Annotated in this window: 12 protein-coding genes; 9 read left to right on the forward strand and 3 right to left on the reverse strand. The window is 65.8% G+C overall.

Annotation, left to right across the window (positions count from 1 at the left end; translation table 11 throughout):
• Both R4P57_RS10000 and R4P57_RS10005 read right to left on the reverse strand, forming a co-directional pair.
• Nucleotides 1-1,449: a PH domain-containing protein gene (locus R4P57_RS10000; protein ID WP_317802805.1), complete on the reverse strand. Its 1,449-nt coding sequence runs from the start codon at nt 1,447-1,449 to the stop codon at nt 1-3.
• 77 nt (nt 1,450-1,526) lie between these two features.
• Nucleotides 1,527-2,006: a PH domain-containing protein gene (locus R4P57_RS10005; protein WP_317802674.1), complete on the reverse strand. Its 480-nt coding sequence runs from the start codon at nt 2,004-2,006 to the stop codon at nt 1,527-1,529.
• 121 nt (nt 2,007-2,127) lie between these two features.
• Here R4P57_RS10005 and R4P57_RS10010 point away from each other — a divergent pair, with 121 nt between their 5' ends.
• From R4P57_RS10010 to R4P57_RS10030, 5 genes are all read left to right on the forward strand, one after another.
• Nucleotides 2,128-4,668, forward strand: a complete 2,541-nt coding sequence (locus tag R4P57_RS10010; RefSeq protein WP_317802675.1) for a bifunctional FO biosynthesis protein CofGH — start codon at nt 2,128-2,130, stop codon at nt 4,666-4,668.
• A gap of 37 nt (nt 4,669-4,705) precedes the next feature.
• A complete protein-coding gene (locus R4P57_RS10015) occupies nt 4,706-5,464 on the forward strand; it encodes a hypothetical protein (protein WP_317802676.1) in 759 nt (252 codons plus the stop codon).
• Between the two features lie 114 nt (nt 5,465-5,578).
• Nucleotides 5,579-5,902, forward strand: a complete 324-nt coding sequence (gene fdxA, locus R4P57_RS10020; protein ID WP_008714223.1) for a ferredoxin — start codon at nt 5,579-5,581, stop codon at nt 5,900-5,902.
• A 4-nt stretch (nt 5,903-5,906) separates the two neighbouring features.
• Entirely contained in the window at nt 5,907-7,010 is a 1,104-nt protein-coding gene (gene dapC, locus R4P57_RS10025) for a succinyldiaminopimelate transaminase (protein WP_317802677.1), read from the forward strand.
• A gap of 125 nt (nt 7,011-7,135) precedes the next feature.
• Nucleotides 7,136-7,753 (forward strand): LysE family translocator, encoded by a 618-nt coding sequence (locus R4P57_RS10030; protein ID WP_317802678.1) that lies wholly within the window; start codon nt 7,136-7,138, stop codon nt 7,751-7,753.
• A 13-nt stretch (nt 7,754-7,766) separates the two neighbouring features.
• Here the strand turns inward: R4P57_RS10030 and R4P57_RS10035 are convergent, their stop codons facing one another.
• Nucleotides 7,767-8,192: a hypothetical protein gene (locus R4P57_RS10035; protein ID WP_094641249.1), complete on the reverse strand. Its 426-nt coding sequence runs from the start codon at nt 8,190-8,192 to the stop codon at nt 7,767-7,769.
• Nucleotides 8,193-8,194: 2 nt separating this feature from the next.
• Here R4P57_RS10035 and R4P57_RS10040 point away from each other — a divergent pair, with 2 nt between their 5' ends.
• The 4 genes from R4P57_RS10040 (at nt 8,195) to R4P57_RS10055 (ending at nt 12,163) form a co-directional block, all read left to right on the forward strand.
• A complete protein-coding gene (locus R4P57_RS10040) occupies nt 8,195-9,610 on the forward strand; it encodes an acyl-CoA synthetase (RefSeq protein ID WP_317802679.1) in 1,416 nt (471 codons plus the stop codon).
• Nucleotides 9,611-9,778: 168 nt separating this feature from the next.
• On the forward strand, nt 9,779-10,714 hold the full coding sequence (locus R4P57_RS10045; protein WP_317802680.1) for an ABC transporter substrate-binding protein: 936 nt from the start codon (nt 9,779-9,781) through the stop codon (nt 10,712-10,714).
• 88 nt (nt 10,715-10,802) lie between these two features.
• A complete protein-coding gene (locus R4P57_RS10050) occupies nt 10,803-11,462 on the forward strand; it encodes an SDR family oxidoreductase (protein ID WP_317802681.1) in 660 nt (219 codons plus the stop codon).
• Nucleotides 11,463-11,650: 188 nt separating this feature from the next.
• Nucleotides 11,651-12,163, forward strand: coding sequence for an OsmC family protein (locus tag R4P57_RS10055; protein WP_317802682.1), 513 nt, complete (start codon nt 11,651-11,653; stop codon nt 12,161-12,163).
• The last annotated feature ends 4 nt before the right edge of the window (nt 12,164-12,167 follow it).

The following is a 12,167-nucleotide window of genomic DNA, read 5'->3' on the forward strand; positions in this document are numbered from 1 at the left end:
TCAGGTTCGTTGCAGCCAGACGTCTCCGGCTCCCGGGGTGACGGCGTCGATCATCGCCCACGCGTTCTCGATGGGGATGTCGATCACCTCGTAGTGTCCGACGCCGGCGGGAGTCGCAGCGACTATGGTCGCCACCCCGGCGCGGCGCTGGAAGAACGTCTGCCGCACCGTCCAACCGATGATGCCTGCGGCTTCGAGGCTGTGGCGAGTCCTGTCGAGCGAACCGTGCTGGGTGATGAGCCAACCGGGCAGCACCGCATGGCCGAGGCCCTGGAAGCGATCGTGTGCGAGCCCGAATGCGGCAACGAACAACACCCCGATTGCGATCCACGTAAGCACCGGGATCGGTGCACCGACGTATTGTGCGATACCCAGCCCTGCACCGAGAACCACAACGGGCAGAACAGCGCGCGTGTAGCGGCGTCGACGCGCTGCGGATCCGTGCTGCAGCAGAGGACGGTCGGCACTACCGTGCAGTCCGGCCTCGCCGAGCACGGTGGTCATCATTCGCAGTGCCTCGGCGCGTGGGGCCTGGGGGAGCAGCAGAGAGGATTCCTTCTTCTCGGCGCTGACGCCGGTCATGATGGCGTCCAGGCTGGCTCCACCGGCCGCACGAAGCAGCAGCGGTTCGGACAGCGAGGTACCGCGCAGCCGCTTGCGATCGAGTGTCGACTGGCGGGTGCGCAGCAGTCCGTGACTGACGTGCATGGTGCGTCCCTGGTCCGTCACCGTCAGGTTGGCGTAAGCCAGCAGATAGCGGACGCACGCGAAGATGCTCGATACGACGAGCAACGCCATCAGCGCCACGACGACGAACACCGCGATTCCGAATCGCTCGGCGGAATCGATGCTGTTGGAGACCACCGACGATTCGGCCAGCGTCTGCCCGAGTCCGTACTGGAACAGCACGCCGACGGCAGCGGCGATGGTGACGATGCCGGTGATGGAGAACGGCGCGAACCGCACCCACGAGAACTGCCAATGCGCAATCTCCACGCCGGAATAGGCTGATGCGGTGGGTGTTCCGTCGGTCGCTTGGATCTGCCCCGAGACTCGCTGCAGCAGATCACCACGAAGTGCCGGTACCAGCGAGGTGTCGAGTGCGTTGAGCTCGAAGGCCTCACCCTTGCCTGCCTGTTGCCCGGTGCCGATGCGCAGGATGGACAAGCCGAGTACGCGGTGCAGAACGTTCGCTTCCACGTCGACCGACCGAATTCTGTTGCGCGGAATCGAAAGCGCCTTCTTCTGCAACACCCCGCTGCGCAGTTGCACGTGCACCGGACCGATCCGGTAGCTGGTGGTGAACCACCGCAGAATCGCGAACACCACGACGACCGCGAGAAGGCCGAGACTCCAGAAGTGGTTGCCGCTCTGGCTACCGACGAAGAACGAGATCAACAGCACCGGCAGGATCTTGATGCCCTCGTTCACCGGATGTACCAACAGCATTCGCTTGTCCAGGCGCAGCCACGGCTGCTCCTCCTCGACGGCGAGCAGTTCCGCCTGGTCCTGCGGGTTACCGGCGGTCACGTTGCATCTCCGATGGTACGGCCGGCGATGTCGGTCAGTCGCGCGACCGTCTTGTCCGCGACATCCTGATCGAGCGCCGTGATCTTCACCGCGCCCGCGGACGATGCCGTCGTGACGGTGACGGTGGCCAACCCCAACAGACGGTCGAGTGGTCCGCGCTCGGTGTCGACGGTCTGTACCCGCGAGATCGGTGCGATGCGTCGCTCCTGGCTCAGCCACCCGGTGCGGGTGTAGACCGCGGTGTCGCTGATCTCCCAGCGATGTACGCGATACCGCCACTGCGGCACGATCGCGATGTGCAGGGACGCGAACACGATCGAGGCGACGAGGACAACGACATGCGGCCAGGTGGTCCAGCTCGAGTCGACGACGGCCCAGACGATCTGGGCGATGAAGATCGGTAGCCACAACAGTCCGGCACCGAGAGCCCAGAGCAGACGTGCACGCGGAGACGGTTGCCATTGTGGATCGGTCATCGTTGTCACGGGTACAAACCTAGGGGTGTCGTTTGGTATCCACCACCCCCGGAGCCTGCGGAACGACCCTGCAGGGGAGGCGTGGGTGGCACGTGCGTACCAGGAAGCGCATGATCGACTGGTGACTTTGCAGCCTGACACCGCTCCAGCCGCTTCTGCCATGCGTCGCGTTCTGCGTCGCGCCCGGGACGGAGTCTCGTTGAACGTCGACGAGGCGACGGTTCTGCTGCATGCGCGTGGGGACGATCTGGTGGACCTGATGGCGTCGGCCGCGCGGGTTCGTGACGCGGGACTCGAGTCGGCTGGACGTCCGAAGACGGTCTCGTATTCGCGAAAGGTGTTCGTACCCATCACCCGGCTGTGCCGCGACAAGTGCCACTACTGCACGTTCGTCACGGTGCCGGGCAAGCTCAACGCGTCCGGCCACGGGATGTTCATGGATCCCGACGAGATCCTCGACGTCGCCCGCAAGGGTGCCGCGCTGGGCTGCAAGGAGGCGCTGTTCACCCTCGGTGACCGGCCGGAGGAGCGGTGGCCGGAGGCCAAGGAGTGGCTCGATTCCCGCGGCTACGATTCGACGCTGGATTACGTGCGCGCCATGTCGATCAGGGTGCTCGAGGAGACCGGCCTGCTGCCGCACCTCAATCCCGGGGTGATGTCGTGGCAGGAACTGTCGCGCCTCAAGCCGGTGGCCCCGTCGATGGGGATGATGCTCGAGACCACCTCGCGTCGGTTGTTCGAGGAGAAGGGGCAGGCGCACTACGGCAGCCCCGACAAGGATCCCGAGGTTCGGCTGCGGACCTTGACCGACGCGGGCCGTCTCAATATCCCGTTCACGACCGGCATTCTGGTGGGAATCGGCGAGACGCTGCGCGACCGCGCCGAATCGATCATGGCAATTCGTAAGGTGCACAAGTCTTTCGGGCATGTGCAGGAAATCATCGTGCAGAATTTCCTGGCCAAGTCCGATACCGCGATGCGGTCCGTTCCCGACGCGGGGCTCGAAGAATTCCTGGCGACCATCGCTGTGACTCGCATGGTGGTCGGCCCGTCGATGCGGATCCAGGCTCCGCCGAATCTGGTGGAACCGGAGGAGACTGCGGCGCTGCTCGGCGCAGGCGTCGACGATTGGGGCGGGGTGTCTCCGCTGACTCCCGATCACGTGAATCCGGAGCGGCCGTGGCCGAACCTCGACACCCTCGCCGAGCTGTCGGCGAAGGCCGGATATCGGTTGGTGGAACGTACTGCAGCGCAACCGCAGTACGTTCTGGCCGGCGCTCCGTGGATAGATCCACGGATCTCGGCGCACGTCCACGCGTTGGCCGATCCCGAGACCGGCATGGCGCGCGGCGGTGTGAACCCGACGGGTCTGCCGTGGCAGGAACCGGACGAGCAGTGGGAGTCCTCGGGCCGCGTCGATCTGAACACCGAGATCGACACGCAGGGCCGCAACACCGAGACCCGCTCGGATCTGGCGAATGCGTTCGGCGACTGGGAGTCGATCCGCGAGCAGGTACGCGATCTCGCCGGGCTCGAGCGGGTCGACCGGGACTTGGTGTCCGCGTTGACGGCAGCGGAGAAGGATGCGGCCGGGCTGACCGACGAGCAGTACCTCGCGCTCGCGACGGCCGAAGGCCCGGGCATGGACGCCGTCGCGGCCCTCGCGGACGATCTGCGCAAGCAGGTCAACGGAGACACCGTCACCTACGTGGTGAACCGGAACATCAACTTCACCAACATCTGCTACACCGGGTGCCGCTTCTGTGCGTTCGCTCAGCGCAAGGGCGACGCCGATGCGTTCACCCTGTCCACCACCGAGGTCGCCGATCGCGCGTGGGAAGCGCATGTCGTCGGAGCCACCGAGGTGTGCATGCAGGGCGGGATCGACCCCGAACTGCCGGTGACGGGATACGCCGATCTGGTGCGTGCAGTGAAGGCCAAGGTGCCGTCGATGCACGTGCACGCCTTCTCGCCGATGGAGATCGTCAACGGGGCCTCCCGCGGCGGGCAGTCGATCCGTGAGTGGCTCACCGAGCTACGGGCTGCGGGCCTGGACTCGATTCCGGGTACCGCCGCGGAAATTCTCGACGACGAGGTCCGCTGGGTGCTCACCAAGGGCAAGCTCCCCGCGGCCGAGTGGATCGAAGTGATCACCACCGCGCACGAGGTCGGCCTGCGATCGAGCTCGACGATGATGTACGGGCACGTCGACAATCCGTCGCACTGGGTCGGTCACCTGAACGTGCTCAAGAAGATCCAGGACAAGACCGGTGGGTTCACCGAGTTCGTGCCGCTGCCCTTCGTGCACCAGTCCTCGCCGCTGTATCTGGCCGGCGCATCGCGACCCGGGCCGACCAACCGCGACAACCGCGCGGTGCACGCCCTGGCTCGCATCATGCTGCACGGCCGAATCGACAACATTCAGACATCGTGGGTGAAATTGGGAATCACGGGTACACAGGCGATGCTGAACGGAGGCGCGAACGATCTGGGAGGGACTCTGATGGAGGAGACGATCTCGCGTATGGCGGGTTCGCAGAACGGTTCGGAGAAGACCGTCGCGGAACTGCACGAGATCGCCGACGGCATCGGACGCCCGGTTCGTCAGCGCACCACCACATACGACCCGGCCCCGGCCGTGTCGGTTGCCGGCCTGATCTGACCCTCGGGTCCCACTTTCGAAATGGAGCTTGTCTGACATGGACGACCGTCGAGTCGCCGCGGTTCTGAGCAGTGCCGTCGCCATCATTCATCCCGTGCTCGACATCCTTGCGACACGGGACCCGATCGGTCTCAAGGGGCGAACGTTCCGTAAGCCCACCGACGACGATTCCACTCTCGACAACGTCATCGACTTCCTTGCGAAGGCATTCGACACCACCGATTTTCCCGGTACGGCCGGCTGGGAAGAGCTCGACAGCAACGCGCGCTCGCAGTGGTGGGTCAACCGCATCGGAGCGCTCAACACCGTCGCCGTGGCGTTTCCCGGCGTGTTCGGCATCCTGGTCAATCGGCTGCCGATCCAGGATCTCCTCGGGTTCGCCAACCAGGCGATGGTGCTCGTGGCCGTGGCGCGCGAGTCGGGTGTGACCGACCGCGAGACGCACGTGGCGCTGCTCGGATCGGTGCTGTGCAAGCGGGATCTGACGGCGCTCGCAGACAGTGCCCCGGTGAAGAAGGACGAGTCGCCCAAGTCGGGTCCGTTCGCACTGCTGCGCGGAATGTGGCAGATCGCGAACGTGCTGCGCGACGTCGCCGGCGAATTGGAGAAGCGCCCGCATCCCCGTGGCATCTACCGCGTGCTCGGTGCCATCCCACTCGTCGGTGGCGTCGCCGGATATCTCGGCGAGCGCGGCGCGCTCTCTCGCGCCGCCAAGCAGGGACGTAAGTGGCTCGCCGCCCACCAGAAGGCGTCCGCCTTCGGTGCCGACGTGCCCGCGAAGCAGCTGCGGCGATAGCCGTCCGGGGCAGGTGAGGCCACCCTGGTCGGTTTGCCCCAGGTTCGGACGGCGGATACTAGGATGCTCAGGGCGCGCGAGCGCCCACGATCGATACAGGAGGGGAGAGCAGCAGTGACCTACTCGATTGCAGAACCGTGCGTAGATGTACTGGACAAAGCGTGCATCGAAGAGTGCCCGGTGGATTGCATCTACGAGGGTAACCGAATGCTGTACATCCACCCCGACGAATGCGTCGACTGCGGAGCCTGCGAGCCCGTGTGCCCCGTCGAGGCCATCTTCTACGAGGACGACGTGCCCGAGCAGTGGAGCGCGTACGTCGGTGCCAACGTCGACTTCTTCGACGATCTGGGATCTCCCGGTGGCGCGGCGAAGCTCGGCAAGACCGATTACGACCCGCCGTTCATCAAGGCTCTGCCTCCCATGGGCGAGAACTGACGCCTTGGCACGTAGAGCGGTGGCAGCGGCGCTGCCCGATTTTCCCTGGGACTCGTTGACCGCTGCCAAAGAGAAGGCGTCGGCGCACCCGGACGGCATCGTCAATCTGTCGGTCGGTACACCGGTGGATCCGGTCGCCGACGTCATCCGCACCGCGCTGAATTCGGTTGCGGGCGAGCCCGGGTACCCGACCACAGTCGGGACCAGCTCGCTGCGGGAAGCGGCCGTGGCTGCGCTGGAGCGCCGTTACTCGATCACCGGTATCTCGCCCGACGCGGTGCTGCCTGCCATCGGCACCAAGGAAATGATCGCCTGGCTGCCGACGCTGTTGGGCCTCGGGGCCGACGACCTCGTCGTCATTCCCGAATTGGCTTATCCCACTTACGAAGTGGGTGCCTTGCTGGCGGGCGCGCGAATCCTGCGCGCGGACGGGCTGAATCGCCTCGGCCCGGAGCGGGCGTCGCTGATCTTCGTCAACTCACCGTCCAACCCGACCGGCAAGGTGCTCGGAGTCGAGCACCTGCGCAAGGTCGTCGACTGGGCCCGTGAACGGGACGCGATCGTCGTCTCCGACGAGTGCTACCTCGGTCTGACCTGGGACGCCGACGCCGTGTCGGTCCTCGATCCCCGCGTGTGCGCCGGTGATCACACCAATCTTCTTGCCGTGCATTCTCTTTCGAAGACATCGAACCTGGCCAGCTACCGCGCCGGCTTCGTCACCGGGGACGCCTCCCTCGTCGCCGAGTTGCTCGAGGTGCGCAAGCACGCCGGCATGATGGTGCCGTTGCCGATCCAGGCCGCCATGACCGCCGCACTGGCCGACGACGAGCACGAGAACATTCAACGCGAGCGGTACCGGGCTCGGCGGACGGTGCTCAAAGCCGCCGTCGAAGCCGCTGGATTCACCGTCGACCACTCCGAGGCCGGCCTCTACCTCTGGGCCACGCGGGGCGAACCGTGCCGCGACACCGTCGACTGGCTCGCACAGCGCGGCATCCTCGCCGCCCCTGGGGAGTTCTACGGTCCGGACGGTGCACAGCACGTGCGTATTGCGCTGACGGCCACGGACGAGCGAATCGACGCTGCCGCCGCTCGCCTGCGTGGGTAGCTGGAGATTTCTGGTGCGCTGAGTGTCCACTATTTCCCACGGCTGACGGGATCCCGCCTGCCGAGGTGAATTGTGGACGCTCAGGTCAGTTGGCCCCGGCTCGGCCTGGGTGTTCTCATGTACCCATGACCCTCAGCCTGCTGCTCAGCTTCGCCGGTGTGTGCTTTCTGCTGGCGATTCTGCCTGGGCCCGATTCGTTTCTGGTGCTGCGCTACAGCATCGGCGGACTGCGGCCGGGCATCGCGGCGGCGATGGGCGTCGCGATCGGTGGACTGTTCTGGGCCGTGTTGGTGGCCGTCGGGCTGGCAGCGATCGTCGAGCAGTCTGCGACGGCGTATCGCGTCGTCAAGATTCTCGGCGGGTTGTACCTGCTGTACCTGGGCGTCAAAGCGTTTCGGGCGCGACGGAAGAACAAGGTGGCCGGTGAGCCACTCGTGCCGGTCGCGGCGACCGCGTGGTCGGCGTTCGGTGCCGGAGTTCTCTCGTGCGCGCTCAACCCCAAGGTGGGACTGTTCTACCTCGCAGTGGTGCCGCAGTTCCTCACCGTGGTCACGTTCGCCGGTGCCATGACGCTCGGTCTGGTCGAGGTGGTTGTCGCCGCGCTGGTGATGGGAGTGTTCTCCGTTCTCGCCTCGCGCGCGGTCGCATTGCTGCGCAAGCCTGCGGTGACCGACTGGCTGGATCGCATCAGCGCCGGAATCCTGGTTGCCCTCGGTGTCGGAACCGTCGCGTCCGCCGCCTAGCGGAGCGCGCTGATCACGGCTCGAGGTCCGGCTCGCCCACATCCCAACCGCCGCGTCGGATGCGCAGGATGTAGACCAGTTCGTTGCTTCCGAACGCCTCGACAGTGGTGAAGCGTTTGGGCTCCGTGTTTACCTCGGGATTGCGTGCGTGAGCTTCCTCGTAGAGCTGAGTGGCTCGAAGATCGGCCAATTCGACTCGGGTCCAGAAGTCGTCGGACTGCACCGAGTAGACCAGCCGCGGTGCGCCGTCGGTGACGTGCGCGATGTCGATGTCGTCATCGTCGGAATCGGAGTCCTCGAGGTCCAGGTCGAGGTCGTCCTCGGAATCGGTGTCCTGCTCTGCGTCGGTCCCGATCAGATAGACACCCGCCTGCAGGTCACCGGCGGCGACCGTCATGTACTCGGCGTAGTCGCCGGTGTCGATTCCGTCCACGTCCATGTATGTACGGTAGCCATGTGCTGCTTCGTTCACTGAACCCACTCGCCGTTGCGCGAGGAGACGACATTCCCGACGCCATCACCATCGACGGAGTCTCGCTCTCCCGTGCCGATATCCTGGGCGCGGCGACGTCCGTAGCCGAGCGCATCTCGCGAGCCGACCGCCTTGCGATCTACGCGACACCGTCGGTCAAGACCGTGCTCGCCGTCGTGGGCGCACTCATCGCCGGTGTCACCGTGGTGCCGGTTCCGCCCGATGCCGGGGTGGCCGAACGTGAGCACATCCTCCGTGACTCGGGCGCGCAGGCGTGGCTCGGTGAAGCGCCGCCGGATACCTCCGGGCTCGAGGTCCTGCCGGTGCGTCAACATGCACGGTCGTGGCACAGCTACCCCGAACCGCAGCCGTCCTCGGTCGCGTTCGTGCTCTACACCTCCGGTACCACCGGCCCACCGAAAGGCGTCCTGATCTCGCGCAGTGCCATTGCGGCCGGGCTCGACGCGTTGGCGCAGGCCTGGGCATGGACGTCGAAAGACACTGTGGTGCAGGGTCTTCCGTTGTTCCACGTGCACGGTCTCATCCTCGGCGTGCTCGGCCCACTGCGAGTGGGCAGCCCGCTGATCCACACCGGTAAGCCGACGCCGGAGCTCTACGCGGCCGCGCGCGGATCCCTGTACTTCGGGGTGCCGACCGTATGGTCTCGCATTGCCGCGGACGAGGCCTCGGCCCGCGCCCTGGCCGGTGCCCGACTGCTGGTTTCCGGCAGTGCCCCGCTCCCGGTCCCGGTGTTCGAGAAGCTGCGTGAACTCACCGGCCAGGCCCCGATCGAGCGTTACGGCATGAGCGAAACCCTCATCACCATCAGCACCCGCGCCGACGGGGAGCGTCGAGCAGGCTCGGTGGGACTGCCGGTCGCGGGCGTCGAGACGCGGTTGCGCGGTGAGAAGGGCGAACTCCTCCCGCACGACGGCGAATCCATCGGAGCGTTGCAGATCCGCTGCCCCATGCTGTTCGACGGCTACCTGAACGACCCGGAGGCGACAGCGAAGACCTTCACCGAGGACGGGTGGTTCGACACCGGAGACGTCGCTCTCATCGAGCCCGACGGCTTCCACCGAATCGTGGGGCGTGCCTCGACCGATCTGATCAAGTCCGGCGGGTATCGCGTCGGCGCAGGGGAGATCGAGACGGTGTTGCTGGGGCATCCGAGCGTCGACGAGGTGGCCGTGGTCGGTGTGCCCGACGACGATCTGGGCCAGCGCATCGTGGCGTTCGTCGTCGGCAGTGATGTGGAGGATCGGGTGCTGATCGATCTGGTGGCCACCGAGCTGTCGATTCACAAGCGTCCCCGCGAGATTCGCGTCGTCGATTCCCTCCCGCGCAACGCGATGGGGAAGGTCCAGAAGAAGTTGCTCGGCTGACCTTCTCTTGACGACCTAGGTTAGGCATGCCTATTATTCCGGGTCACGACCGCACCTGCGCCCGACTTCGCCGCCGCCTTCGCTATCGGGGCAACCCAGTTCGAGACAACCAGGATCGACGCGGCGACGCGTCGTGAATTCCTCATCGGCAGCGTTGCCCTCGCTGCGTTGCTGGCCGGATGCGGTAGCGATGATGAGCAGGCCTCGGGCGACGGGACGGCAGGGGATGGCTATCCCCGCACGATCGTCGACGATGCCGGTGAGTCCGTAGTGATCGACCGTCGGCCCCAGCGGGTGGCGTGTGTGGCCAACCTGTGGGATCTCGACACGGTGCTCGCGCTCGGTATCGTCCCCGTGCAGTTCGGGGTGCGCGAGGGCTTCGCCGAGATGATCGGCGCACCGGACAGGTCATGGGAGTGGCACGAGAACGCCCTCATCGAACTCGGCGGGTCGAGTGAGCGGATCTCCCTCGGCGAGTCGATAGACACCGAGCGCATCGCCGCTGCCGAACCGGATCTCATCATCGGAGACGACGGGGTGGCCGACTCTCGTTCACAGCTCGAATCGCTTGCCCCGGTGGTCCAGATCGCGTACTTCGATTGGCGACGCAACCTGCAGATGATCGGCGACGCACTCGATCGTCGAGATCGCGCCGACGAGCTCATCGCGGACACCGAGGCGAGGATGTCCGCCGCGCTCGACGGCCTCGACGTCGCCGGTGCCACGGTCGGTCTGATCGCCGCCTACGACACGTCGACCTTCTACGGGCTCGGTCACGAGTCGATCCCCGCCGTGGATCTGTTCCGGCGAGCCGGGTTCACGACGGTCGCCGCTCTGTCCGACGGAGCGACCGCCGACGCCCCGCGCCCCGAGTTCTCCGCTGAGAACGCCGACATTCTCGCCGATGCCGACGTGCTCGTCGTGTTCGACTTCGGCTCGGCCGGGATCGTCGATACCGGACTGTTCACCTCGTTGCCGAGCGTCGCAGCGGGCCGGGTGGTGGTGCTCGAACAAGGTGAAGTGGCTCAGGGCTTCTCGACGTTGAGCCCGCTCAATCTCGACATCTGCATCGATGTGGTCCGCCGCGCAGCCGAACTGCTCTGAACGCGTGCCGGGGGACTGGAGTCTGCGGAATGACCCACGATGAACGCCGTCGTCAGCGAGAGTGCGAGGCGGCGGTTAAATTCGAGGGATGACCACTTTGGACGGCGCGCGCATTCTCGTATTCGGTGCCAGTGGCGGTCTCGGCGGACCGCTCGTCGAGCAGCTCGCGAAAGCCGGTGCTCGGTTGACCGTGAGCGGCCGGAGCATCGAGTCGGACCATCACACGGTGAATGCCGATCTGACGCTGCCGGATTCGGCTCGATCGGTGGTCGCGGAGGCCGTCGAACACCATGGCGGACTGGACGGGATTGTCATCGCCGCAGGTGTCGTGGCGTTCGGGCCGGTGACCGAAGTGGACGACGACACCGTCGACGAACTGCTGCTGCTCAACTATCTCGCGCCGCTGCGGGTACTTCGAGAAGCGCTGACAACCCTGGACCAGGGCGGGTTCGTGCTCAACATCAGTGCCGTCGTGGCCGACAAGCCGATGCCGAACATGGGTGCCTACTCAGCCAGCAAGGCTGCGGTGAGTGCTCTGCTGAAAAGTGTTCGTACAGAGGCACGTAAGTCGAAGATCAGAATCGTGGACGTGCGCCCGCCGCACACCGAGACGGGTCTTGCGACGCGGCCGATCGCCGGGCAGGCTCCGAAACTACCGCAGGGCCTGACGCCGGAGGCGGTGGCGGCACGTATCGTCGCGGCGATCACCGACGACGAGACCGATGTCGGCGCGGATCAGTTCTCGTAAGCTATTGTCGGCATCGTGACCGAGACACACGTGACCGACGCAGCCAGAAGGCTCGTGCGTCGTCGCACCATCGACTTCGGTCTCGTCTGCACCTCTTCCTGTTCGTAACTGTCGATCGAACCCATCCCCGACGAGCATTCGCGCTCCTCGGGTAGTTCCGGCAACCCTCGAATCGAACAGGATCCTTCATGACCACCTCTGTGTCCCACATCGGCGGCGTCATCGCTGCCACCGACGAAGCCGTGCAGGCCGACGCGAAGAACGCCCAGGCGGTCTTTCGGGCTTCGGCCACCGCGCACGATGCCGTCGCCAGCACCGTCACCCTGGGCAAGTTCAGCGTCGAGGTCGACGAGCCGCCTGCCCTCGGCGGTGAGAACAAGGCCGCCAACCCGGTCGAGTACTACCTGGCGTCGCTGTTGTCCTGCCAGGTGGTCACGTACCGCGTCTGGGCGGAGAAGCTCGGTATCGTCGTCGACGACATCAAGGCCAAGGCCGAGGGTGACCTCGACGTTCGTGGATTTTTCGGTTTCGACGACAACGTTCGTCCAGGGTTCGGTGAGGTGCGGGTCGTCGTGACCGTCACCGGTCCCGAGTCACGGGAGCGGTACGAGGAGCTTCAGAAGGCCGTCGACGATCATTGCCCGGTGCTGGATCTGACGCGCAATCCCACCCCGATCCACACCGTTCTCGAAACGGCCTGACGTC

Origin of the sequence: Rhodococcus sp. IEGM 1330, from assembly GCF_033142445.1 — a bacterium.
Classification (GTDB): domain Bacteria; phylum Actinomycetota; class Actinomycetes; order Mycobacteriales; family Mycobacteriaceae; genus Rhodococcoides.